Source organism: Streptococcus sp. KHUD_018 (assembly GCF_054861215.1).
On sequence record NZ_CM142176.1, the window covers coordinates 1,660,288 to 1,684,218 of the forward strand.

Consider the following 23,931-nt stretch of genomic DNA (forward strand, 5'->3'; position numbering starts at 1 on the left):
AGATTATTATGAAAATACTCAAACCAATCCTAGCTGTTTTTGCACTTGCCTTTGCCCTTATCTTTGTCACAGCTTGTAGCTCAGGTGGAAGCTCTGATGCTTCATCAGGAAAAGCAACCGCCAAGGCCCGCACTATCGACGAAATCAAAAAAAGTGGTGAGCTTCGAATCGCCGTATTTGGAGACAAGAAACCTTTTGGTTATGTTGACAACGACGGTTCTTACCAAGGTTACGATATCGAATTGGGGAACCAATTAGCTCAAGACTTGGGCGTGAAGGTCAAATACGTCTCAGTTGATGCTGCCAACCGTGCTGAATACTTGATTTCAAACAAGGTGGATATCACACTCGCTAACTTCACAGTCACTGACGAACGTAAGAAACAAGTAGACTTTGCCCTTCCTTACATGAAAGTATCACTCGGTGTCGTATCACCTAAGGATAAGCTGATTAAGGACGTTAAAGAATTAGAAGGCAAAACCTTGATTGTCACAAAAGGAACGACTGCTGAAACATATTTTGAGAAAAATCACCCAGAAGTCAAACTTCAAAAATACGACCAATACAGTGATGCCTACCAGGCTCTTCTTGACGGACGTGGAGATGCCTTCTCAACTGACAATACTGAGGTTTTAGCTTGGGCCCTCGAAAATAAAGGATTTGAAGTAGGAATTACTTCCCTCGGTGACCCAGATACTATTGCGGCAGCAGTTCAAAAGGGTAATCAAGAACTTCTTGACTACATCAACCAAGAAATTGAAAAACTTGGTAAAGAAAACTTCTTCCACAAAGCCTATGAAAAGACACTTCACCCAACCTACGGTGACGCTGCTAAAGCAGATGATCTAGTTGTTGAAGGCGGAAAAGTAGACTAAGATCCAATGAAATCACAAAAAGAAATCAGGTAATCCTAGTGACTACCTGATTTTCTATGTCTTAGGCACTTTGCCAATTTTCTTGGTCTTCCTTAAAGCGTTTTAAGAGATCTAATCCCTCTGGTGTGATATAACCTTCTTCTTGAGCTAGGTGAATGAGCTCACTGTAGTTTGAGAGAGTCACCAGTTTCACACCTGCGTTTGCGAAGTTCTTATCTGCTTTTGCTAGTTGATAGCTAAAAATGGCTACTACACCGAGAACATCTGCTCCTTCACGCTTGGCAGCTGCTACTGCTTCGAGAACTGAACCACCAGTTGAGATCAGGTCTTCTACAATCACCATTTTTTGCCCCTGAGCTACACGGCCTTCGATTTGGTTGCCTGCTCCGTGGTCTTTTGGTTTGCTACGGATGTAGGCAAAAGGCAAGTTCATCTTGTCAGCAATGATAGCCCCGTGAGGAATCCCCGCTGTTGCAGTTCCTGCAATCACCTCAACTTCTGGAAAGGCTGCTTTGATAGCATTCACAAAACCATTTTCAATCAAAGTTCTAGTCTCTGGGTAAGCTAGGGTCACACGATTATCCGTATAAATAGGTGACTTGATACCAGATGCCCAAGTGAAAGGCTCTTCTGGTTTGAGATAAACCGCTTGAATTTTCAATAGATGGCTAGCAATGTCTCTAGCAAGTGTCATGGTATACTCCTTCTTATCCTTAAATCTATAATCAAATACGCTTTAGACCCAGTCGCGTGTCCATTCTTCCTTGATAGCATGGTAGGCTGCTACAGGGTCTGCTGCCTGTGTGATTGGACGACCTATTACAATGTAGTCACTACCGATTTGATAAGCTTGACCAGGGGTCACTACGCGTTTTTGATCCGCTGCTTCAGCACCTGCTGGTCGAATACCTGGTGTCAAGCAGATAAAATCTTCGTTTGTAGCTTCCTTGATGAGTTGGGCTTCTTGGGCTGAGCAAACCACTCCATCCAATCCAGCTTCAGCTGTTTTCTTCGCATAGTGGATGACCGACTCTTGCAGGCTAGTCTGGATATTTTGACAGTCTTGCATCTGTTCCTCAGATGTTGAGGTCAATTGGGTCACCGCGATAAGAATTCCTTGATCACCAAGACCTTCACGCGCAGCCTGCATCATTTCAAGCCCACCTGCAGCCTGAACATTGGTCATATCAACCCCAAGACTAGACAAGATTTTCATAGTTGACTTGACCGTATTTGGAATATCATGCAACTTGAGATCCAAAAAAACACTATGTCCCAATGATTTCAAATAGCGAACAACCTCTGGACCTACTGCATAATAGATTTCCATTCCTACCTTGACATAGAGTTTTTCCTCTGCTGGAAAAAGGGCTAAAAATTCTTTGGCTTCCTCGAAACTTGGAAAATCCAGAGCAATGACCGGGCGACTCTCACGCATTCTTTTCTCCTATTCTTTGCTAACAGTCCATTGCTCAAAAAAGGAACCTGCTAGCAGCTAGGTTCCACGAAAAACGGGTAGTCTCCACCCTTTCACTGTCTAACCTTAGCTGCCTCTCTGGACTGCTTTAAAAGTTTTCTACTATTCTATTATTTATAACGACACTTGTCAAGTAAAAACTGAAGATTCTTATTCTTGTTTCTTTTCTTCAGCTTTTTTTTCTTCCTGTTTTTTCTTCTCCGCTTCCTTAGCCTCTTGTTTGGCCTTTTCCTCAGCTTCTTCTAAGCGTTTATCAGCCAGACTAGTGCTATAAATTCCTGCCTCCATATCAATAAAGCTCGGTTCTGCTAACTGTGGCTTGATTTTGCTGTAATAAGGCAATTTCTTACTCAATTCTGATAAGGGAACCAAGATTTCATCTGTATCCAGCATGGTGATTTTTAGAAGATCTGCAGTTGCCTTACTTGGGGCTAGTTCGATCTTCTGGATTTGACTCTTTATGTCCTCACTGATGCTAGAAAGACCCGTAATCAGGTCCTTCACCTGCTGCTCATCGTTAAAGGTAACTGTTAGGTAGGTCTCAGGCAGATTCAAAAGGTTGACAGGGCTTGGATCAATTGTTCCACTAGACAAGATTGGATAGTGGTCTTCACCTGTCACATAGTAGCCAACAATCTCAAACTCTTTGACTTCAATCGTAAAGTTTGTCGGAAATTTGTAGTCAATCTTTGCTGACTCTATCCAGTGGTTAGACTTGATCTGCTCAGCGTGCTTCTCCTTGTTCAACAACAAAGACAAGGTATAGTCACTATCCTGAATGCCAGAAACTTGTTTAATGTCATCCGCTTGGGTCTGGATATTTCCCTTAACCTCGATATGCTTGAGAGTCGAAAGAGGGGTCAAGAGATAGATAGAAAGGAGGAGAACCAGAACACTCGGTACCAAGATACTAACTGCCCGCCAAATATGAACAGGCGCAATTTTCGGCTTGGCAGGTTTTTCTGGTTTTTCTTTTTTCTTCTTCTCTTTTTCCTCTTTGACTTTATGATCATCCTTTTGTGATTTTTCTTCTTTTTCGGATGGTTCTTCGTCTGGAACAGTTTCGTTCTGGTCGGAATCACTTGATGACTTCTTACTTTCCTCTAACAACTTAGAGTTTTTCCCCATTCGGGCTTGTTTTTCCTTTTCCTTCTCTTCAGCTAGAGCAGCTTCCTCCTCAGCCTTCTTTTTCAGGTATTCTTGGTTCCGCTTCTGCCATTCAGACAATTCTTGTTTCTGGTTTGATTCTTTTTTCTTATCCTTTGACATTGGTTTTCCTTATGATAGGTCTTTTCTTAGTAGGGCATAAAAATCATCAAGAGATTTCAATTCAGTTGAAGCTTTCATGCTAGCTTGGTACTGATCCTTGTGACTAAGCAAGTGACTGAGTTTCTCCTCCAATCTTTCCAAGGTCAAGTCACTTTCTTGCAGTTCTTCTGCATAGCCTTTCTTAACAAAGTAGGCTGCATTTTCAATCTGGTCTCCTCGACTTGCTTCACGACCCAATGGTACGATGAGATGGAGTTTCACCATGGCCAAGAGCTCAAATATCGTATTGGCACCGCCACGCGTCACCACCACATCTGCCATCTCCATCAAGGGTTGATAGAGATCCGTCACATAGTCAACTCGAAAGAGATTTTGACTTAACTCATTGAGGCTTGAATCTCCAGTGAGATTGATAATATTGTAGCGCTCTGTCAGTTCTTGCTTATGATCTGTCACCAATTGGTTAAAGACACGAGCTCCTGCAGAACCACCGACAAATAATACAGTTGACAATTTAGGATTAAAGTGGGTTTGGACATTCACCAACTCGTCTGGTTCTGAAGCATCTTGGCCTGTTACCTTAGTCACTGCCCCCACATGTTCGACTTTTGCAAGACTAGCAGGCTGCTCAAAGGTTGAGTACATCTTGGTCGCAAATTTATAGGCAATTTTATTGGCTAAGCCCATAGACAGATCCGATTCGTGAATAAAGACAGGTACCCCTGACACACGCGCTGCGATAACCGGCGGTACTGAGACAAAGCCCCCCTTAGAAAAAAGAGCCTGTGGACGCAGTCGTAACATGATAAAGAGGGATTGGACAATTCCCCAGGCAACTTTAAAGACATCCAGCATATTTTGCCAAGAAAAATAGCGACGCAACTTCCCAGTCGCAATGGAGTGGAAGGTCACATTCAAACCTGACTTGAGGATTTCTTGGTGTTCGATTCCGTGTTTATCACCAATGTAGTGAACTTCCCAGCCGTCTTCGATGAACTTGGGCATTAACAAAAGATTGAGGGTGACATGTCCAACCGTCCCCCCACCTGTAAAGACAATTTTTTTCATATTATTCCTTTAACTCCGCTACTGTGTCGATAAAGAGGTCGCCACGTACTTCAAAGTTAGCATACATATCCCAGCTAGCATTGGCAGGACTGAGGAGAACCACATCTCCTTGAGTCGCTAACTCATAAGCTTTGCGGGTCGCATCAGCAATATCGGTCGCATCCACATAAGCCACACCAGCCTTATCCGCTGCCCGTTTGACACGTTCTGCAGACTGACCGAGGAGGACCATCTTCTTGAGCCCAGTAATATCTGGCACCAGCTTGTCAAATTCATTTCCACGATCCAAACCACCTGCAATCAAAATGACCTTGCTGTTGTCAAATCCTGACAAGGCTTTTTGAGTTGCCAAGATATTGGTTGATTTACTGTCGTTATAAAATTTCACACCCTTAATCTCATCCACAAATTGGAGACGGTGTTTTACACCACCAAAGGCTGAAAGAGTTTCCTTGATGGTTTGGTTGTCTACACCACGAAGCTTAGCTACTGCAATGGTCGCAAGGGCATTTTCTACATTGTGGCTACCTGGAACACCGATTTCACTCGCTGCCATGACCACTTCCCCACGGAAGTAAAGTTGACCATTTGCTAGATAGGCTCCATCAACTTTTTCCTGTGTTGAGAATGGTACAACGGTAGCTTGTGTTTTAGTAGCCAATTCTTTTGCCAAATCTTGGTTAAAGTTCAAGACAAGGAAATCAGCTGCTGTCATCTTGTTCTGGATATTCCACTTAGCTGCTACATAGGCCTCAAAAGAACCATGGTAGTCGATATGAGTGGGCATGAGGTTTGTAATAACCGCAATCTCAGGATGGAATTCTTGGACACCCATCAGTTGGAAAGAAGAAAGTTCCATGACAAGCGTGTCCTTGGCTGTCGCAGTTTGAGCCACTTGACTGGCTGGATAGCCGATATTTCCTGACAAAAGACCATGTTGACCAGCAGCAGACAAAACTTCCCCAATCATGGTCGTTGTGGTTGTTTTCCCATTTGAACCAGTGATGCCGATAATTGGCGCTTCCGAAATCAAGTAAGCCAATTCCACCTCAGTTAAGACTGGAATCCCCTTCGCCAAAGCCTTTTCAATCATGGGATTGCTATAAGGAATCCCTGGATTTTTCACCATCAGAGCAAACTCTTCATCCAACAATTCCAAAGGATGGCCACCAGTGATAACCTTGATCCCTTCTTCCAGTAAACTTTGCGCAGCAGGATTTTCCTCAAAAGGCTTGCCGTCATTTACTGTCACAATGGCACCTAGCTTGTCCAACAAACGAGCCGCAGACTCACCAGACTTGGCCAAACCTAAAACAAGGACTTTCTTATTTTTAAATTGATCGATTACTTTCATGTCTCAAACTCCATTTCTACTCCTACTATTTTACCATTTTTACGGAAATAAAAAAGCCACAAAGTGTATTTGTGACTCTTTCTTCTAACTTAATGTTCTCTTATCATCGATGAGAGAAATCGGTAACTCGAATCGCTTGATCTACTTGCTCCCAGATAAGAGGATTGTGGGTCGCAATAATAATCGTTCGATTCGGATTTTTTAGAGATTCTAATATAGAAAGTAGCTCCTCAGAATTTTTGGGGTCTAGTGAAGCAGTTGGTTCATCTACGAGAATCAAAACTAACCTGCACTCCAAAAGTTCGACAAAAAATATCTAACCCTTAGAGTGCAGGTCAACTCTCAGTACTTTATATCCTTACCTGTCTTTCTGCTGACCGCTGGCCTGTGACAAACATGGTAAAGGTGGCTTTGCAGACATTTCTGCCTTCTTGATTGGTAATATCGACATCCACTACACAAGTGGTACGTCCTTGGTGGACGCATTCTCCTTTAATGGTCAGTACATCGTCGAGTTTTCCTGCTTTGAGGTAGTTGATAGAAGATTGGAGCGTCACTCCATCAAGCCCCAGTGAGATAACCACTAGACCACTGATTTGGTCACAAAGGGTAAAGAGATAGCCGCCATGGGCATTGCCATAGTAGTTGAGCGACGAGTCCACCACTTTCGTCGTCACCACAACATGACCGTCTCTCATTTTATCTATTTCGTAATTTTCAAAGGCAGATATAGCATCAAAATGAAAATCTTTCATCGTTTCCTCCTGATATTTCAAACGACACTATGATACTACTTTTTATAGGACTGTGCAAGGAGAAAGCTCCTAGTCTGGTAAAATTCCAACCTGCTCAACAAAGCGCATAAAGGCTGCCTGTCCCTGCTCCGTTTGCTTGTAAACTCCTGCGTCCTCCAGAACACGCGCAAAAATAGCACCCACAGAGTCCTTGACGATTTCAAGGGCTTTTTCTTTATCCGTTAGATCTGGATATTGGGCTTTGAGCTGGTCTGCCCATTCCTGATGATAAGCAACAACTGCTTCATCATCTCCTACAAGATAGCTTGCAACTTGCTCCACTTCCGCTTTCAGACGTGGTGGCAGGATAGCCAAGCCCATGACCTCAATCAAGCCGATATTTTCCTTCTTGATATGTTGGACATCCTTGTGGGGATGATAGATGCCATCAGGATGTTCTAGAGAGGTTTGATTGTCCCGTAAAACCAAGTCCAACTCAAACTGACCGTCACGTTTACGAGCAATGGGGGTAATGGTATGGTGTGGTGTCCCGTCTGTTTCTGACAAAATCTGCACTGCAGGATCTGAATACTGGCGCCATTCCTGTAAAATCTTGTCAGCCAAGTTGATCAAATCCTCTTTGGAATCCGAGGTCAAACGTAGCACTGACATGGGCCACTTGACAATCCCAGCCTTGACCTGCCCAAAACCAGCAAATCGGAAGGTCTTTTGCAGAGGAGCCAATTCCATAGGAAATACGTGACGACCTCCCTGATAGTGGTCATGAGTTAGAATAGACCCCCCCACAATCGGCAAGTCGGCATTTGAGCCCGCAAAATATCCCGGAAATTGCTCAACGATAGCCAGCAGACGCTCAAAGCTCTGACAGCTAATAGCCATGGGACGATGCTGACCGTCTAAGAAGATACAGTGCTCATTAAAATAAGCATAGGGCGAATACTGGAAACCCCACTCCTGACCAGCCATTTCAAAACGGATAATGCGGTGATTGCTACGAGCTGGGTGGTTAACCCGACCATGGTAGCCCTCGTTCTCTATACAAAGCTGACACTGGGGATAATTGCTAGCTTGCACCAACTTAGCCGCCGCAATCTCTTTTGGATCCTTTTCAGGCTTAGAGAGGTTGATGGTAATCTCAAGTTCTCCGTAATCTGATGGAACACGATAAGCAATATTTTTAGCAATAGCCTTGAGCTTGATGTAGTCGTTTTTCTGACTAAGTTGGTAGAAGTCCGCAATTGCCTGTTCGGGAGATTGGGCGTAGGTTCCCCAAAAGTCACGATTGACCTGACTTGGACAAGGGGTTACCAAATCCATTAGTTCAGCACCGAGGATTTCACGCGCAGTCTGACTGTCCTCAATCATCTCTAATCGAACCGCCTCCTCAACCAGCTGGTCCTTGAGGTCAATCAAATCCTCCAGATTCGTCTCAACTTCCAAAACACCTTCTCCCACTCGTGCTAAGACACGATTGGTTAGGTAGATTCGATCAATCTCCTCAAATGAACTTCCAGCAATGACTTCCGTGATAAATGCATCTAGAACTCCCTGACTCATTGATTCTCCCTCTTACTTTCTAAATAGTCTCTGACAGCATCTAAATCCTGAAAAACTTGTTCTGTTTTATTTAAGAAAGACTGTGCTGGCATTTTCAAGTCTGGAATACAAATAACTGGTATCCCAGCTCTATACGCTGCTTCAATCCCTGCTTCACTATCCTCTAATACTAAGCAATTCTCTGGTAAAACATTCAAATCACTACAGGCTTTTAAAAATATATCAGGGTAAGGTTTGCTTCGCTTTACATCTTTTGCAAAAACTAGATGGTCAAATAGGGACCGTATACCATTACTATCCAAAATCATTCTAGCTCTAGATTCAACACTTGAAGTTGCTAGAGCGATTGGAATACCTTCTCTTTGCAAAAAAGCAAGCAAATTTTTAGCACCTTTTTTTAAATTTACACCTTTGACCAATATTCGAGCTTCCAGTTCATAAACTTTTTCCAAGGTTTAGTCAAAGTTCCAAGGTAAATCATAGGTATCTAAAAATCGTTGAACATTCTCCTCTTCCCTATGTCCACTGTATTCTCTAGAATATGTTTCTTCTGTGAAAGGAATTCCAAAATCTTTAAGCAATTCTTGATAAACTTTTAGAGAAATGATCTCAGTATCAGCTAATAAGCCATCGAAATCAAATATTACAGCGTCCATTTACTTCTCTCCTAGTCTAAAACGCGAGTGCCACCTGCAACTTCAGCGATATAGAAGCTTGGAGCATATCCAACGACTTCCTCGTAGTGCTTGCCTACAGCTTCCTTAAAGGCCTCAACAGCATCTTTTTGCACCAAGGCAATGGCACAGCCACCAAATCCTGCCCCTGTCATACGAGCACCAAGAACACCTTCCTGAGCCCAAGCAGTATGAACGAGGGTATCCAATTCCAAGCCAGTTACTTCATAGTCATGTTCTAGAGAAACGTGAGAAGCATTCATCAAGCGACCAAATGTTTCCAAATCACCTGCCTGAAGGGCTGCTTGAGCTTTAAGAGTACGTTGGTTTTCAAGCACAGCATGGCGAGCACGTTTTAAGCGATTTTCGTCTTTAATCAGATAGCTGTATTGGTCAAAGGCCCACTCATCCAATTCACCCAGGGTCTGGATATCCAAGGCAACTTGAAGTTCTTCTACTGCTTTTTCACACTCAGCACGGCGTTCATTGTATTTAGAATCTGCTAGTTCACGGCGTTTGTTGGTATTCATGATAACAACAACATTGTCCTTCAAATCAAGAGGAACCAAGTCATATTCTAGAGTATTAGTATCTAGGTAAATAGCACGTTGGTCAGCACCCATACCGATGGCAAATTGGTCCATAATCCCAGAGTTAACACCGATAAAGTTGTTTTCTGTTAGTTTTCCGATTTTAACTAAGTCTAGACGGTCCAATTTTAGGTCAAAGAGGTATTCTGCTACGACACCTGTCAAAAGCTCCAAGGATGCTGATGAAGACAAGCCAGCACCATTTGGGATATTCCCATAAACATAAAAATCAAACCCTTTGTCAATCACATGTCCAGCTTCTTGCAAGAAATGAAGAACCCCTTTTGGATAGTTGGTCCAGCTGTGCTCTTTTTCAAACTTGAGGTCAGCAAGAGGAACTTCGATGATACCCTTGTCCTCAAAGTTAGCTGAGTAGAAACGCAAGACTTGGTCATCACGCTTGCGAGCCGCTCCATAGGTTCCCAAGGAAATAGCCGCTGGAAAAACGTGCCCACCGTTGTAGTCTGTGTGTTCACCAATCAGATTGATACGACCTGGTGAAAAGAAAGTTTGGTCTGCTTCTTGACCAAAAACGGCAAGAAAGTCTTTGCGAAGGGCTTCAGTAGTAAGATCTTGTGTCATATGAATTCTCCTTTGACTGTTCGTTAAGTCGCCTTAACGTGTAATCGTTTTCTTCTATTGTATCCAAGGCTTTTGCCAAGGTCAATCCTTTTTACTAAAGTTTTACTAAACAACAGGTAAAAAGAAGAAAAATATGATATACTAACCTAAAAGAAGGAGGATTTATGGCTACCTTAAAAGACATCGCACAGCTAGCCTCTGTCTCTATCGCGACCGTATCTCGTGTCCTCAATCGCGACCAGAGTCTATCTGTTACAGAAGAAACTAGACACCGTATTTTAACCGTCGCTGAAGAGCTGGGCTATACTAAGCACCTCAAGACAGGCGAATCCCACAAACCCAAGCAAAAGATTGCCATTATCCAATGGGTCAGCGAACAAGGGGAGTTGGACGACCTCTACTACTATCAGATTCGTCTCGGTATTGAAAAAAGAGCCCAAGAGTTGGACTATGATATCTTGCGCTATTTTAATGACCATCCTTTTACATTAAGCGAGGAAGTGATTGGGATTCTCTGCATCGGAAAGTTCAGTCGAGCTCAGATTTCTGCCTTTGAAGAATACCAAAAACCTTTAGTCTTTATAGATAGTGACACCCTCTCACTAGGTCATACCTGTATTATCACTGACTTTTACACTGCTGTGAAACAAGTTGTAGACCATTTCCTCAGCCAAGGGATGAACCGTATCGGAATTCTCACAGGTCTTGAGGAAACAACCGACCAAGAAGAAATTATCCAGGATAAGCGGCTAGAAAATTTCAAAGACTATACCCAAGCAAATGGTATCTACCATGAAGAACTAGTCTTTCAGGGGAGTTTTACGGCCCAGTCTGGTTATGACTTGATGAAGGAGGCCATTCTCAAGCTAGGTGATAAACTCCCACCAGCCTTTTTTGGCGCCAGCGATAGTTTAGCCATCGGCGCCCTCCGTGCCCTTCAAGAAGCTGGAATTAGCCTACCAGACCGTGTCAGCCTCATTTCTTTTAACGACACTAGCCTGACCAAGCAAGTCTATCCTCCCCTTTCTAGCATTACCGTCTATACCGAAGAAATGGGCCGAGCAGGTATGGATATTCTTAACAAGGAAGTCCTCCACGGTCGGAAAATTCCTAGCCTGACTATGCTGGGAACCAGACTGACTTTGAGAGAGAGTACGCTGCCATAACTCAACAAATATACCAACGCAAAAAATCCTAATAGAAATTCTCAAATCTCCATTAGGATTTTCTTTGTTAATCCATCACAATCATAGACTTAATCGTCTTACGTTCATCCATATCTTTATAGGCTTGGTCAATCTCTTCTAATTTATAACTTGAAGTAAAGACACGGCCTGGGTTGATATCGCCATCAAGGACTGCCTTCAGTAAGAACTGTTTGTTGTAAGTCGTTACAGAGGCTGCTCCGCCTGCTACCGTAATATTTTGAGCAAAAGTTGAACCAAGAGCTCGATTGCTATAGTGAGGAACTCCAACAAAACCCAAACGACCACCATTGTGAAGGACACCAAGAGCCTGATCAACCGCTGCCTCAGTACCGACACACTCAAGAGCTGCATCTGCTCCTCCACCAAGAATTTCTCGAACCTTGGCAATTCCTTCTTCGCCACGTTCAGCCACAACAGCCGTCGCACCTGATTCCAAGGCCATCTTTGGTCGGTCTTCGTGACGGCTCATGAGAACGATTTGGGAAGCACCACGCATCTTAGCAGCAATGACAGCACATTGACCAACAGCCCCATCACCAATCACCACAACCTTATCCCCTTTTTGTACATTAGCAACACGCGCTGCATGATAGCCAGTCGGCATGACATCAGCCAGTGTCAAGAGGGATTTGAGCATGCCTTCTGTATAATCAGAGGGCTGACCCGGAATTTTGACAAGAGCCCAGTTGGCATATTCGAAGCGAATGTACTCCGCTTGCACCCCATTAGACCAATTGGTGCCAATATGGCGGTCACAAGTCCCATCATAGCCAGCGCGACAGGCATCACACTCCCCACAGCCATGGGTGAAAGGTGCAATAACAAAATCGCCAGGTTTAACGGTCGTCACTGCATCACCAATCGCTTCAACGATACCAATCGCTTCGTGCCCGCTATTCTGATGGCCTGTTTCAATATCTGGATTGCGATAGCTCCACAGATCAGAGCCACAAACACAGGTTCGAACAATCCGAATAATGGCATCATCTGCCTCAATGATTTGCGGATGCTCCACTTCAATAAGACCAACCTGACCAGCTTTTGTATAAACTGTTTTCTTCATAGAACCACTCCTTTTCTATTGGTTTCTTACTTTCATTATACACTTTTTGTCAAGCTTTCGCTCGTATCAATCATTATTAACGGCGATAAGGCACTGGTTTAGTCCAATATAGTCTTTTCTTCTCGAAATTTAAGTTTTATAAGGAGAGATTTTTCGATTACGTTTTTAATAGTTTCCAGCCAATAGAAAAAGGTGAATAAAGAAGTAGGCTTTTATCCACCTTTTTGCGGTTTAGTTGTTATTCGCTACGAAGCGATTCGACTGGGTCTTTCTTGGCGGCGATGCGTGAAGGGATTAGACCGGCTAACATGGTAAGGACAATCGAAATACCGATAAGGATTAGAGCTACTTCTATTGGTAATTGCGCTACATTTCCCACATTTGTCATTTTAGCAACAATCGCATTGATTGGAAATGTCGCAAGGAGAGTAACCGCGATACCGAGCACCCCAGAGACAAATCCTTCGATGGCTGTTTCAGCAGTGAAGATACGACGAATATCTTTCTTCGAAGCCCCCATTGCACGTAGGATTCCGATTTCTTTTGTACGTTCGAGAACTGAAATGTACGTGATAATCGAAATCATTATAGAAGATACAATGAGTGAGATGGCCACAAAGCCAACGAGCACAGTTGTCACTACGCCAACCAATGTCGTAATTGAAGACATGATAGTTTGGATATCATCTGAATAAGCGAGTACCTTATCGTCTTCTCCAGCTTCTTTTTTCGCCGTGTTATAGGCGTTTATGAATTCTTTTAAGTCTTGTTTTTGTTGGAACGAAGAGGTGTAGAGCTCAATGGCAGCTGGTTTGGATTTGTTGATGACGCCCATTTTTGCGAGGTTTTCCTCGTAAGTTGAAGCCAAGTTGTCGTTATATTGTTGGACATACTGCGCCTGTTCTTCAGGCGTCATTTTAGCCAACTGAATTTTTTCTTCTTCGGTTAAATTCTCCGAACTGAATGGTTTAGGATCTTTGGCAAAGTCTTTACCCGTAAATACATTTAGATTTTGATTGGCTTCCTGTTCCTTAACGATATCACTATTTTGAATGTATTCGGAAGTGTAATCAATAAGGGCGCTTGTGTAGGCGATTCCTCCTGAAGGAGTATTCACGCCTGAGCTTGTGCCGTCTTTTTGGCGAAGGACACCCACAATTTTAAGTTGGAGCCCATTCTCGATTTGAGTTTTCATATAAGAAGCATTATCAATCTTATTGAGCCATAAGTTATTTTCTTTCACAAAACGGTTTGTATTGACAACTGCTTTGAAAGTTTTTCCGATAAAATCACTATATTGATACGTTTGAGAAGAGAGTTCGTCGAGCTTCTTCGTATCGTTCAATTCACTGGGATCTTTGAAATGCAAACTATAGAGCAACAAATCGCTAATTTGATTGTTTTCATCTACGATAAGGACGATTTCGGACTTATCTTGTGGGAAGCGTCCTTCCAACACGTCGTACTTGCTTTCTAGCATTGAAGAATCACTAGAAAGTTCACTCCAGTAGTTGAGGTTTTGTAAGTATCCCTTCATCGTTTGGTTCGCTGTTTCTACTTCATCAGCTAAGGTTGAAGGCAGAATACTTTTGGGTCCGTTGGAAGTATCACTTGCATAGATAAACGGTTGTAAATTGTATCGGTAACGAATGTCTTTTGTGAGAGATTCGACCTTCGAAGCGTGTTCCTCCAAGTAAGTCTTGAAGGAAGCTAGGTCGTTCTTTCCGATTTGTTTTTTCAATAAATTCGTTAAAACCGTATTGATACCGAGCTCATGATTATCCTTGTAAGGCTTCTCGCTCAAATCTGGAGAGGTCGCCAACAAGTTGCTCTGGTTCTGCTCGCTAATCGTCAGTGGGAGAGAGACGAGAGTATCCTCCTGCACCTTTTTAACGTAGTCACTCACACCATTGGAAAGGGCTAAAATAAGAGCAATCCCGATAATCCCGATAGAACCCGCAAAAGCTGTTAGTAAGGTACGACCTTTCTTTGTCAATAGGTTATTAAAGGAAAGTACAAGGGCGGTTATAAAGCTCATCTTCGTCTTCGTGAACTGGATGTCGACTTGCTTTGTCTCCTCTGTTGGTTCGCATGGGTTTGAGTCGCTCAAGATGTTTCCATCTAATACTTGTACGATACGTGTGGAGTACTTCTGCGCCAGCTCTGGGTTATGCGTCACCATGATAACCAAACGTTCCTTGGCGATGTCTTTTAATAAATCCATGATTTGAACAGAAGTCTCAGAATCGAGCGCTCCTGTCGGTTCGTCGGCTAAAACGACTTTTGGATCATTAACAAGAGCACGCGCAATCGCGATTCGTTGCATTTGTCCCCCAGACATTTGACTTGGTTTCTTATATAAATGGTCTTTTAGGCCTACGCGTTCGAGCACTTCGATAGCACGTTTCTTACGTTCTGCTTTTGAAACACCCGAAAGAGTCATTGCAATTTCTACGTTAGAGAGTGCAGTTTGGTGCCCGATGAGATTATAAGACTGAAAGACGAAACCGATGGTGTGGTTTCTGTAGCTATCCCAATCGCGGTCTTTAAATTGCTTTGTTGATTTTCCTTGGATGAGTAAATCACCAGATGTGTATTGGTCGAGTCCCCCGATGATATTTAATAGGGTGGTTTTCCCAGAACCCGATTGCCCGAGAATGGAGACAAACTCACTCTCACGGAAGCGAATCGAGATATCCTTTAACGCGTGGAACTCTTGATTGCCCGTATGATAGACTTTTGAAATGTGTTGTAGCTGTAACATTGTCTATCTCCTTTCAGTGATATATGTAGTCTATCACAATTTCATAATGGAGTAAATATGTTACATTTACAATTCATCAAAAATAATCAACAAATAGAAAATCAACTTCTTATGAATGATGATGTCCATGACTTTGACCTACTTCCAACTCCTCAATTTTTCGCTTATGAGTTTGGTGACTTGCTAGGTTTGCATCAACTTCAACGGTGACATTTTGAAAGCCATAATCTTTGAGTAAATTACGAATAGATTCTTTACAATACTCTATATGTTCAATCTCTTCTAGGCAAACATGAACAATGGCATTTTTTTCCAAACCATCCATAGTCCAGAGATTGAGCTGATTAACACTGGCCACATGGTCTAATTGCTCCAAGTCTTTCTTCACTTGTTTGATATCTACTCCTTCTGGCACAGCATCCAAGAAAATCTTGAGTGCGCTCCAAAAGCGAGGAATGGCTTTTGTTAGAATGAAGATGGAAATGACAAGCGATAAGAGCGGATCAAGAATATACCAATCTGTAAATCGGAGGATAATCGCCATTAGAATGACAGCCAACCAACCAAGAGTATCTTCCAAAAAATGCAGACTGAGAATTGACTCGTTCTTTGTCTTGCCCTTACGAACTACTAGACTAGCTAGCACATTGATACCTACTGCAATGATTCCTAGCCAGAGGACGCCTTCCTCATTGACAGGTTGAGGGTCAACTATCTTTGTGATATTTTCCAATATCACTAGGACAGACCCTATCATAAGAATCACAGCCGTTAGGATGGCCCCTAAAAGACTGAAACGCTTGTAACCCAAGGTGTACTGCCCATCTTCTTCTCGGTTTGAGATTGTTTCTAAAAGGGCTGATATGCCAATGGCTATAGCATCTCCCAAGTCATGAACAGAATCAGCAAGAACAGCACTCGAACCAAAGATTCCTCCTGCGATAAACTCAACAATAGCATAGCTTAAATTTAAGAAAAAAGCTAACCAGATTGATGTTTTAGAGCTCATTTCTCTCCCTCCTTTGGTATAATAGATATATACTTCTTTCATTTGTATTATCTAATAAAATCCAAAGAAAGGATAGAAGCAAACTGTCAGCCTTATTCAGTTCTGAACAGTTTGTCTCAAGTGTCTGTATGCTAAAAAGAGACCGTCGAGTCAACAAGACAAAAAAAGCCATTTATCAAGCTTTTTTACAACTTTTGAACGTCAAAGGCTATGATGCTACTACTGTCCAAGATATCATTGACTTGGCAGATGTTGGCCGCTCGACCTTTTACTGTCACTACGAGAGCAAGGAACTGCTTTTAGATGAGCTCTGTCGCTATCTCTTTCATCATCTCTTTGAAAGGGAAGAACACTTGACTACCGAAGACTACCTCGCACATATCTTTTTACATTTTCAAAAAAACCAGGACCATGTCACCAGTCTTCTTTTTTCAAAAAATGACTACTTTCTCCGCCAACTACACAGGGAACTTGAACACCATGTTTACCCCATGGTAGCGGAGGATTTGCAAGAGTCCTATCCGAACATACCAGCCTCCTACCTCAAACATTTTGTAGTAACTAATTTTATCGAAACACTGACCTGGTGGCTAAAAAAAGGAAAATCTTATACAGAATACCAAGTAGTGAGATTTTACTTAGATGTGATTGAGATGACTTCTACAAAATCACTTGAGATTTAATCCTGTTACGAAGAAAGGAATCAACCATGTTAAATTCTATTATCCTAGGAATACTGACGATCGTACTAGCTCTCGGTTTTTCACTTCTCCATCTCGCAGCTGCTTTCGCAGCCATGAAAGAAAAAAACTACTGTTGGGGAAATATGTGTATCTTGGTGGGAAGCTGTCTCACCTCACTAGCTCTTGCTATCTTTTTCTTTGTCCCGCTTGCAACGGTCGTTTTATGGATAGTAGGCTCTAGCATAATCTGCTACGGTGCTTACTGGAATGGACGACAGCAAGAAAGTCAACATATATCGCACCACATTATAAGGGGCACACTAGCGGCTTTGATCACGCTCTTGCTTATCTTACTCTAACATTAAAATCCCATCTCGAATTATAGACGAGATGGGATTTTGTCTACGGAAGAAAGTGGCTACCCCTGACTTTCCTCTCCTTTTATTTCTTCAACAAGCCTTGTTCTTGTAGAAATTCCTTGGCTACTTGTTCTGCTGGCTTGCCTTCGACACCGACTTGATAGTTTAGCTGGCTCATCTGGCTTTCTGTAATTTTACCAGCCAGTTTATTAAGCACCGCTTCCAACTCTGGATGTTTCTTGAGAAGAGCTTCTTTCATCAGAGGAGCTCCTTGATAAGGTGGGAAGAGTTGCTTGTCATCTTCCAAAACCTGTAAATCATAACGCGCCAACTCCGCATCGGTCGAATAAGCGTCCGTGATTTGAATATCCCCTGACTGAATAGCCTGATAGCGAAGGGCTGGCTCCATGGTTACTACATTGAGATTGAGACCATACATTGATTGCAAGCCCTTATTTCCATCTTCACGGTCGTTAAACTCGAGTGTAAAGCCTGCCTTCAGTCGCCCTTCCACTTTTTTCAAGTCTGAAATGGTCTTCAAGCCATATTCTTGAGCAATCTTCTTCGGAACAGCCACAGCGTAGGTATTTTGATAAGACATAGGTTTGAGATAGGCTAGATGATCCTGTTTGGCAATGCCATCGCGCGCCACTTGATAAACCTGATCTGGCTCATGACTCACCTTGGGTGATGGTTGAAGCAAACTTTCAGTCACCGTACCAGTAAATTCAGGATAAATATCAATATCGCCTTTTTTCAGAGCTTCATAGAGGAAGCTTGTCTTCCCAAAATTCGGTTTAACAGTCGCAGTCATACTGGTATTTTCTTCGATTAGCAGTTTATACATATTAGCCAAGATTTCTGGTTCAGGCCCCAATTTCCCCGCAATAATCAAGTTTTCCTTCTCTTTTTGAGCCAAAAAGGCTGGACTATAAGACAGACCCAGCAATACCGTCACCAAGGCAAAACCAGCAAAAATCGTCCGCAATTTCGCTTTTTCCATTACTTTTAGTAGGAAGTTAAAGGCAATGGCTAGCACTGCAGAAGAAAGGGCCCCAATCAAAATCAGACTGGCATTATTACGGTCAATTCCCAAAAGGATAAAGGAACCCAGTCCCCCTGCACCAATCAAGGCCGCCAAGGTTGCCGTACCTATAATCAAGACTGCTGCCGTCCGAATCCCTGACATGATAACAGGCATAGCAAGTGGAATTTCAAACTTCTTGAGACGCTCCCATCTGGTCATCCCAAAGGCAATCCCAGCCTCTTGCAGACTAGGGTCGATTCCCTTCAGTCCAGTGATGGTATTTTGCAAAATCGGAAAAATCGCATAAATCACTAGTGCTGTCAAAGCAGGCAAGGTTCCAATTCCCATCAAGGGAATAAAGAGTCCCAACAAGGCCAAAGAAGGGATAGTCTGGAAAATTCCAGCAATCTGCAAGACCCAGTCCGCCAACTTCTCATGATAACGGAGAAATACGGCTAAGGGTAGGGCTAGTAAAATTGCTAAGATCAAGGTTAAAAGAGACAATTGTAAATGTTGAGATAGGGCTGTCAACCAATCACCAAAACGCTCTTGAAAAGTTGAGATTAAATTAGTCATGAACACTACCTCCAAACAAGTCTGCTACAAAGTCTGTAGCAGGAGCTTTTAAAATGGTCTCGGGATTCGCCACCTGACGAATCTCTCCATCCTGCAAAACAGCAATACGATCACCTAATTTCAAAGCTTCATCCGTATCATGGGTCACAAAAATCGTTGTCATCCCAAACTCTTTATGCAATTCTTTCGTCAGAACCTGTAGCTGTTTTCTCGAAATAGCATCCAAGGCCGAAAAGGGCTCATCCATGAGGAGAATCTTAGGCTGACCAATCATAGCACGAACAATACCAACCCGTTGCTGTTCCCCACCAGATAATTCACTTGGAAGTCGATGTCCATACTCAGCTACTGGTAAACCAACCTTATCCAAAAGCTCTTCTGTTTTCTTCGCAATTTCTTCCTTAGTCCAGCCCTTCATCTCAGGAATGAGAGCAATATTTTCCGCAACCGTTAGATTGGGAAACAGAGCAATGGCCTGTAAAACATAGCCTGTGGAAAGGCGCAGCTCACGCTCATCATAGTCTTTGATGCGCTTGCCATCCATATAAATATCGCCATCCGTAGGTTCCAAGAGGCGATTGATCATCTTGAGCATGGTTGTCTTACCGGACCCAGAAGGCCCAACTAAAACCATAAACTCCCCATTCTCAATCCGCAAATTGACATCTCTCAAAACATCTTTTTCTGTGTAGCGTAGCGCTACATTTTTATATTCAATCATTCTGTGTCCTCAATTTAAAACTTCCCTCGGTTGGTCAAGTCTTCTACCTTAGGCATGACTTCTTTATTGTCCCAATGCTCAACAATCAAGCCATTCTCCAAACGGAAGATGTCATACTGAGCATAGGCAACGCCATCAATCTGAGTCTGGCCATAGCTGACCACATAGTTTCCTTGTCCCAAAAGCTGGAAAACAAAGTCGAAAGTAACCCCGTGCTCAGCCACATAGTTTTTATAAGCATCACTTCCTTGTCCAATCTCATGATTATGCTGAATCAAATCTTCTGCCACAAAGTCACTCCACTGCTCCAGTTCCCCATTTTGGAAAATTTCTGTCAAGAAACGGCGAACCAACTTTTTATTTTCTGCTGTCTTATCCAAATCCTTGATCTTAAAATCTCCAAAAATCTGGTCTAATTGGTCGTTTTCAGGTGTTCGATAGTAGTCAATAACATCCCAATGCTCCACGATACGACCATTCTCATCCGCACGGAAAGTATCTGTCGTCACCCATTGAGCTTCCCCACCATTGAGATATTGATGAACATGGACGAAGACTAGATTTCCGTCTTCAATAGTGCGAACAATTTTCATCTCACGCTCGGGATGGCGCTCAAAGAAATTTGCAAAGAATGCCGCAAACCCTTCTTTCCCATCTGGTACACCTGTCGAGTGTTGAATGTAGGTATCCCCTACAGACTGGGCTTGAGCCTCAGCAACACACCCGTCTTGAATGGCATGAATATATAAATTTTGCGCATTTTCAACTTGTTTTGACATATTTTATTCCTCATTTGCTTTCTCTTTCAGATTGTCTAAAATGCGTTCCTGATAACTTTCAAACTGGCGAATTTCTTCCTCTGAGAAACCTTTATAAAAAATAGCATCCAACTTTTGACTAACACGATGACCAACTTCTTTCTGGAACCAACCCTGCTCTGTCAACTTGACATACTTCTTTCTCTTATCTATTCCACATGGGCTAATGATAACTAGGTTTTGCTCCTCAAGTTTCTTAATCATGGTTGTTAGCGTATTGTTAGCAAGACCAGTCGCTAGCGCAATATCTGTTGCTGTAGCGCAGCCTGTCTCACTATTCCATAAAACCGCTAAAATCTTTCCCTGTTCACTCCGATAAAGGGCCTCAGAATCCTGACTTAATAACTTTTGAAAAATCCGCCCATTCAACAAACGAATATGATGGGCTACTAAATGACTATCTTTCATGATCTCTCCATTTTATTTCTATATCGAATTGTTTTTATTGTAACACCTCTCATTCCATCTGTCAACTATTTCGACTTAGAAATAATTTTCACCAACAAAAAAGACCTCCTACCTAGAGTAGAAGATCCTCACTATTTATTAACTTAATCTGTCATTTCGGACACCAGTGTTCGATGTTCCAGTGGTAAACTGCACATAACCAGCAAGAAGATAAATCCTGACTGTACCCAGAAGAGAGCCAAGTCAAAAATTCCATGTACAGCGACTACTGTAAGGAAGGAGAGATAAAGACCGATAATTGGTCGTTTACCAGACTCCTGACTCATATCCATCATCATGTGAACCGGGATCACCGAAGAGATGGATAGGAGAATGGTTCCAATCAAACCATAACTCAAAATAGTATCGATATAAAGACTATGCGCGTGTTCATGATAAGGAGCATTTATCCGAGGATAAGAGTGCATATAGGTCAATGGCCCCTCCCCCCAAAAAGGATTTTGCTTAAACAAGGCCATCCCAGCATCCCAGATAGAAATGCGTTCTTCCATAGAGGAATCTAAAGTCCCCATCCGAACTCCCAAATCACTAGAAAAAAGGAAACTCAAGCCAATCGCAAAGACCCCGATACTAAGCCAAAAGGCCTTCCAGTTTTTAATGGTTGTAAAGAGATAAATGATGGCTCCAGCGATAATAGCAGGAAAGGCAGTTCGATTTTGAGTAAAGTTCAATCCAAAGAGATTAACAAAGCCTGCAATCACACAGAATACCTTCAACCAATTCAACTTGGTCGTTGTAAAGAGATAGAAGGCAATCATGATACAGAAACAACAAATAATTCCATAGTAATTAGGATTAAAAAAGGTCACTTCTGCCCGATTCTGATGCCATACCTGCATATTGGGCGAAAGAAAGGCATAGTTAAATTTCTTTACAATTTGGAAATGCTCCAAAGTAGCAAAAGCCGCAGAGAGCACACTACCAAACAAGATTGTCTGCAGTATCAGTCGAAAGAAAGCATGTGTCAGACGTTTCTGGTAGAAACTAAAGAAAATGAGGAAGAGAAACATCAGTAAAGATGCAACCAATCCAAGCCAGTTCTTAGCGACGATAGAGATGATACTACTGTAGGCAATAAAAAAGAGAAGTACAGGATGTTTGGCTAATCCTTTGATAATTCCCTTCATCTCCCCAGTAACAAGTAAACCTATCAAATATAAAGCAAAGAGGGCTAAGAACAAATAAAAAGGTAAAAAGATACTTATGATCATCAAATACAAAAAGAAATCTTTTTTCGAAAGCCCTCTTATCTTATCCAGTAATCCAATTGATTTCAAAACGGATCCTTTCTGTTCTGGATTTCTCCAGAAGATAAATGCTAAACTATCTTTATATTCTACCATTTTTTCCGTCATTTGGGAACAATGAACACGTTTTCACAACAAAAAAACTCTTTCATTAATATAGCACTAGAACTGAATTTTTCTGCCGTTTTCCACTACTTGATAGGTCTGACTTTGTAAATCAATTTCTGCTACTGCTGTTACGGACTTGTCTTTATTTTGACGTTTGATTACAATGCTGTGAGCTGTTGGTGTTTCTATCTCAATAGTCCCTTCTAGGTCAAAGGCCTCTGACCGATTACGGAAAGAAAATAGATTGAGAAGGGCCTTCACCACAGGACGTTGAACTTCTTCTGCTATTTCCTCATTGCTATAGTAATGACGATTAATATTTCGACCTTCTTTGGTTTCTTCTAACAATTTCAAGTCATTTTTTCCTGCTAATAGACCCACATAGTAAACCTGAGGAATGCCTGGAGCAAAAGCTTGAATCAGACGAGCTAGGAAATACTTGACATCATCATCTCCAAGCGCAGAATAGTAGGTTGAATTGATTTGGTAGATATCTAAATTGTTATACTCGGCACTAGAGTACTTCCGTTTGACATTCGCTCCAACCTTATAGAGCTCATTTGAAGCATAGTCAATTTCCTCATCGGTCAGGATATCTTTGACATCCACCACTCCAATTCCATCATGGGTATCTAGTGTCGTAAATTGCTTCATCGGGCTCATCTTCAACCACTTGGCCAAGCGCTCTGTTCTGGAACTGTAAAGAGTATAAAGAGTCACCATTGAAAGGGCAAAATCGTAAACATAGTAATCATGGTCCGCTATTTTAAACTGAATCGAATAGTGTTCATGAATCTCAGGTAAGAGCTCTGTCCCATACTCAGCAGCGATATCTCGAACTTTGTCCAATAAATCCCAAATATCTGGTTCCACAAAGAAATCATTGGTATCCAATTTCTTCACTGCATAAGCAAAGGCATCTAGACGAATCAAGTCACACCCGTTACTTGCTAGATGTTGAATCGTCTTACGGATGAATCTCATCGTTACTTCTTTGGTCACATCAAGATCAATCTGCTCCTCACCAAAGGTATTCCACAAATGTTCTACTGAACCATCTGCAAATACAATCTCTTGCTTTGGTGCACGATCCTTACGCTTGTAGATTAAATCTACGTCAGACTGTGTCGGACGGTTCTCTGGCCAAAACTTATCCCAGTTTAAAAAGAGATCTTTAAATTCACTGGCTTCATGTTTTTCTTGATAGTCCCTATAATACTTAGATTGACGAGAAATATGATTAATCATAAAGTCAAACATAAGATAATATTTCTCACCTAAACGCTTAACGTCCTCCCAATCACCAAAAGCTGAATCCACTTCATCATAGTCAACTGGCGCAAATCCACGATCACCTGTTGATGGGAAAAATGGTAGAAGGTGAACTCCCCCAATAGCATCGCCAAAATGTTCTTCCAAATTCTCATATAAGTCTTTAAGGTTATTTCCAAGACTATCTGAATAAGTAATCAACATAGTTTTATTTTGAATGGTCATAGATGTTCTCCTTTTTCTGATGAAAGCCAAGTCTTATATGACCTGGCTTCGTAAATGAAAGATATTTTTAGATTTTTGTTCACATTGAACTCGTACTAATATAGACTGTGACAAACTAAGTACTACTTTATTTTTCTCTTGAATTATCAATAAGCTGAACCGTTCGTCTATGTATGGAATTA

At 42.1% G+C, this 23,931-nt stretch carries 21 protein-coding genes and 2 pseudogenes; 4 read left to right on the plus strand and 19 right to left on the minus strand.

The genetic code is table 11. The annotated features are described in order from the left end of the window. Window positions 1-8: 8 nt before the first annotated feature. Window positions 9-875 (plus strand): cysteine ABC transporter substrate-binding protein, encoded by an 867-nt coding sequence (locus ACVBD2_RS08330; RefSeq protein ID WP_461685595.1) that lies wholly within the window; start codon window positions 9-11, stop codon window positions 873-875. A gap of 61 nt (window positions 876-936) precedes the next feature. Here the strand turns inward: ACVBD2_RS08330 and pyrE are convergent, their stop codons facing one another. The 10 genes and pseudogenes from pyrE to ACVBD2_RS08380 form a co-directional block, all read right to left on the minus strand. Beyond that, on the minus strand, window positions 937-1,569 hold the full coding sequence (gene pyrE / locus ACVBD2_RS08335) for an orotate phosphoribosyltransferase (protein WP_461685596.1): 633 nt from the start codon (window positions 1,567-1,569) through the stop codon (window positions 937-939). A gap of 42 nt (window positions 1,570-1,611) precedes the next feature. After that, entirely contained in the window at window positions 1,612-2,313 is a 702-nt protein-coding gene (gene pyrF, locus ACVBD2_RS08340) for an orotidine-5'-phosphate decarboxylase (RefSeq protein WP_461685597.1), read from the minus strand. 189 nt (window positions 2,314-2,502) lie between these two features. Beyond that, window positions 2,503-3,621, minus strand: coding sequence for a cell division protein FtsQ/DivIB (locus tag ACVBD2_RS08345; protein ID WP_461685598.1), 1,119 nt, complete (start codon window positions 3,619-3,621; stop codon window positions 2,503-2,505). A gap of 9 nt (window positions 3,622-3,630) precedes the next feature. Further along, entirely contained in the window at window positions 3,631-4,689 is a 1,059-nt protein-coding gene (locus tag ACVBD2_RS08350; protein WP_461685599.1) for a UDP-N-acetylglucosamine--N-acetylmuramyl-(pentapeptide) pyrophosphoryl-undecaprenol N-acetylglucosamine transferase, read from the minus strand. Window position 4,690: 1 nt separating this feature from the next. Continuing rightward, on the minus strand, window positions 4,691-6,043 hold the full coding sequence (gene murD / locus ACVBD2_RS08355) for a UDP-N-acetylmuramoyl-L-alanine--D-glutamate ligase (RefSeq protein WP_461685600.1): 1,353 nt from the start codon (window positions 6,041-6,043) through the stop codon (window positions 4,691-4,693). Window positions 6,044-6,146: 103 nt separating this feature from the next. After that, window positions 6,147-6,323: pseudogene (locus ACVBD2_RS08360) on the minus strand (AAA family ATPase); the annotation flags it as partial. A gap of 70 nt (window positions 6,324-6,393) precedes the next feature. Continuing rightward, window positions 6,394-6,798, minus strand: coding sequence for a PaaI family thioesterase (locus ACVBD2_RS08365; RefSeq protein ID WP_131200768.1), 405 nt, complete (start codon window positions 6,796-6,798; stop codon window positions 6,394-6,396). Between the two features lie 69 nt (window positions 6,799-6,867). Beyond that, entirely contained in the window at window positions 6,868-8,355 is a 1,488-nt protein-coding gene (locus ACVBD2_RS08370; RefSeq protein ID WP_461685601.1) for a UDP-glucose--hexose-1-phosphate uridylyltransferase, read from the minus strand. Continuing rightward, window positions 8,352-9,011: pseudogene (locus tag ACVBD2_RS08375) on the minus strand (HAD family hydrolase). The gene ACVBD2_RS08370 and the pseudogene ACVBD2_RS08375 overlap by 4 nt, the downstream one beginning before the upstream one ends. A gap of 11 nt (window positions 9,012-9,022) precedes the next feature. Further along, entirely contained in the window at window positions 9,023-10,201 is a 1,179-nt protein-coding gene (locus tag ACVBD2_RS08380) for a galactokinase (RefSeq protein ID WP_461685602.1), read from the minus strand. 164 nt (window positions 10,202-10,365) lie between these two features. Between ACVBD2_RS08380 and galR the strand changes: the two genes are divergently transcribed. Next, window positions 10,366-11,367: a DNA-binding transcriptional regulator GalR gene (gene galR / locus ACVBD2_RS08385; RefSeq protein ID WP_461685603.1), complete on the plus strand. Its 1,002-nt coding sequence runs from the start codon at window positions 10,366-10,368 to the stop codon at window positions 11,365-11,367. Between the two features lie 67 nt (window positions 11,368-11,434). Here galR and ACVBD2_RS08390 read toward each other — a convergent pair whose 3' ends face one another. The 3 genes from ACVBD2_RS08390 to ACVBD2_RS08400 form a co-directional block, all read right to left on the minus strand. Next, complete coding sequence (locus ACVBD2_RS08390) at window positions 11,435-12,472, minus strand: zinc-binding dehydrogenase (RefSeq protein WP_461685604.1); 1,038 nt, start codon at window positions 12,470-12,472, stop codon at window positions 11,435-11,437. A gap of 238 nt (window positions 12,473-12,710) precedes the next feature. Beyond that, entirely contained in the window at window positions 12,711-15,236 is a 2,526-nt protein-coding gene (locus ACVBD2_RS08395; protein ID WP_461685605.1) for an ABC transporter ATP-binding protein/permease, read from the minus strand. Between the two features lie 109 nt (window positions 15,237-15,345). Next, complete coding sequence (locus ACVBD2_RS08400) at window positions 15,346-16,245, minus strand: cation diffusion facilitator family transporter (protein ID WP_461685606.1); 900 nt, start codon at window positions 16,243-16,245, stop codon at window positions 15,346-15,348. 128 nt (window positions 16,246-16,373) lie between these two features. Here ACVBD2_RS08400 and ACVBD2_RS08405 point away from each other — a divergent pair, with 128 nt between their 5' ends. Together ACVBD2_RS08405 and ACVBD2_RS08410 are read left to right on the plus strand one after the other, a co-directional pair. Beyond that, complete coding sequence (locus tag ACVBD2_RS08405) at window positions 16,374-16,928, plus strand: TetR/AcrR family transcriptional regulator (RefSeq protein WP_461685607.1); 555 nt, start codon at window positions 16,374-16,376, stop codon at window positions 16,926-16,928. A 26-nt stretch (window positions 16,929-16,954) separates the two neighbouring features. Continuing rightward, the gene (locus tag ACVBD2_RS08410; protein WP_461685608.1) at window positions 16,955-17,287 is read left to right on the plus strand and encodes a glucuronide permease; all 333 of its coding nucleotides are present in this window, start codon (window positions 16,955-16,957) and stop codon (window positions 17,285-17,287) included. 82 nt (window positions 17,288-17,369) lie between these two features. Here the strand turns inward: ACVBD2_RS08410 and ACVBD2_RS08415 are convergent, their stop codons facing one another. The 6 genes from ACVBD2_RS08415 to gtfA all read right to left on the minus strand — a co-directional run bounded on the left by ACVBD2_RS08415 (window position 17,370) and on the right by gtfA (window position 23,749). Continuing rightward, window positions 17,370-18,890 carry an ABC transporter permease/substrate-binding protein gene (locus ACVBD2_RS08415; protein ID WP_461685609.1) on the minus strand — a complete coding sequence of 507 codons (1,521 nt, stop codon included), beginning with the start codon at window positions 18,888-18,890 and terminating at the stop codon, window positions 17,370-17,372. Beyond that, the gene (locus ACVBD2_RS08420) at window positions 18,883-19,611 is read right to left on the minus strand and encodes an ATP-binding cassette domain-containing protein (RefSeq protein ID WP_461685610.1); all 729 of its coding nucleotides are present in this window, start codon (window positions 19,609-19,611) and stop codon (window positions 18,883-18,885) included. Before ACVBD2_RS08420 ends, ACVBD2_RS08415 begins: the two co-directional genes overlap by 8 nt. Window positions 19,612-19,625: 14 nt before the next feature. Next, window positions 19,626-20,390 carry a nuclear transport factor 2 family protein gene (locus ACVBD2_RS08425; protein ID WP_000043835.1) on the minus strand — a complete coding sequence of 255 codons (765 nt, stop codon included), beginning with the start codon at window positions 20,388-20,390 and terminating at the stop codon, window positions 19,626-19,628. Window positions 20,391-20,393: 3 nt separating this feature from the next. Next, the gene (locus ACVBD2_RS08430) at window positions 20,394-20,837 is read right to left on the minus strand and encodes a MarR family winged helix-turn-helix transcriptional regulator (RefSeq protein WP_461685611.1); all 444 of its coding nucleotides are present in this window, start codon (window positions 20,835-20,837) and stop codon (window positions 20,394-20,396) included. A gap of 143 nt (window positions 20,838-20,980) precedes the next feature. After that, on the minus strand, window positions 20,981-22,174 hold the full coding sequence (locus tag ACVBD2_RS08435) for an O-antigen ligase family protein (protein ID WP_461686303.1): 1,194 nt from the start codon (window positions 22,172-22,174) through the stop codon (window positions 20,981-20,983). A gap of 132 nt (window positions 22,175-22,306) precedes the next feature. Then, window positions 22,307-23,749 (minus strand): sucrose phosphorylase, encoded by a 1,443-nt coding sequence (gene gtfA, locus ACVBD2_RS08440; protein WP_461685612.1) that lies wholly within the window; start codon window positions 23,747-23,749, stop codon window positions 22,307-22,309. Window positions 23,750-23,931 lie beyond the last annotated feature (182 nt).

Excerpts from the sequence above, each read along its gene's own strand:
- ACVBD2_RS08370 (WP_461685601.1), bottom strand. The coding sequence starts at position 8,355 with ATGAGTCAGGGAGTTCTAGATGCATTTATCACGGAAGTCATTGCTGGA.
- ACVBD2_RS08425 (WP_000043835.1), bottom strand. The coding sequence starts at position 20,390 with ATGTCAAAACAAGTTGAAAATGCGCAAAATTTATATATTCATGCCATT.
- ACVBD2_RS08420 (WP_461685610.1), bottom strand. The coding sequence starts at position 19,611 with ATGATTGAATATAAAAATGTAGCGCTACGCTACACAGAAAAAGATGTT.
- ACVBD2_RS08380 (WP_461685602.1), bottom strand. The coding sequence starts at position 10,201 with ATGACACAAGATCTTACTACTGAAGCCCTTCGCAAAGACTTTCTTGCC.
- ACVBD2_RS08410 (WP_461685608.1), top strand. The coding sequence starts at position 16,955 with ATGTTAAATTCTATTATCCTAGGAATACTGACGATCGTACTAGCTCTC.
- galR (WP_461685603.1), top strand. The coding sequence starts at position 10,366 with ATGGCTACCTTAAAAGACATCGCACAGCTAGCCTCTGTCTCTATCGCG.
- ACVBD2_RS08390 (WP_461685604.1), bottom strand. The coding sequence starts at position 12,472 with ATGAAGAAAACAGTTTATACAAAAGCTGGTCAGGTTGGTCTTATTGAA.
- ACVBD2_RS08415 (WP_461685609.1), bottom strand. The coding sequence starts at position 18,890 with ATGACTAATTTAATCTCAACTTTTCAAGAGCGTTTTGGTGATTGGTTG.
- ACVBD2_RS08405 (WP_461685607.1), top strand. The coding sequence starts at position 16,374 with ATGCTAAAAAGAGACCGTCGAGTCAACAAGACAAAAAAAGCCATTTAT.
- ACVBD2_RS08400 (WP_461685606.1), bottom strand. The coding sequence starts at position 16,245 with ATGAGCTCTAAAACATCAATCTGGTTAGCTTTTTTCTTAAATTTAAGC.
- ACVBD2_RS08365 (WP_131200768.1), bottom strand. The coding sequence starts at position 6,798 with ATGAAAGATTTTCATTTTGATGCTATATCTGCCTTTGAAAATTACGAA.
- pyrF (WP_461685597.1), bottom strand. The coding sequence starts at position 2,313 with ATGCGTGAGAGTCGCCCGGTCATTGCTCTGGATTTTCCAAGTTTCGAG.
- ACVBD2_RS08345 (WP_461685598.1), bottom strand. The coding sequence starts at position 3,621 with ATGTCAAAGGATAAGAAAAAAGAATCAAACCAGAAACAAGAATTGTCT.
- ACVBD2_RS08395 (WP_461685605.1), bottom strand. The coding sequence starts at position 15,236 with ATGTTACAGCTACAACACATTTCAAAAGTCTATCATACGGGCAATCAA.
- pyrE (WP_461685596.1), bottom strand. The coding sequence starts at position 1,569 with ATGACACTTGCTAGAGACATTGCTAGCCATCTATTGAAAATTCAAGCG.
- ACVBD2_RS08330 (WP_461685595.1), top strand. The coding sequence starts at position 9 with ATGAAAATACTCAAACCAATCCTAGCTGTTTTTGCACTTGCCTTTGCC.
- ACVBD2_RS08350 (WP_461685599.1), bottom strand. The coding sequence starts at position 4,689 with ATGAAAAAAATTGTCTTTACAGGTGGGGGGACGGTTGGACATGTCACC.
- ACVBD2_RS08430 (WP_461685611.1), bottom strand. The coding sequence starts at position 20,837 with ATGAAAGATAGTCATTTAGTAGCCCATCATATTCGTTTGTTGAATGGG.
- murD (WP_461685600.1), bottom strand. The coding sequence starts at position 6,043 with ATGAAAGTAATCGATCAATTTAAAAATAAGAAAGTCCTTGTTTTAGGT.
- gtfA (WP_461685612.1), bottom strand. The coding sequence starts at position 23,749 with ATGACCATTCAAAATAAAACTATGTTGATTACTTATTCAGATAGTCTT.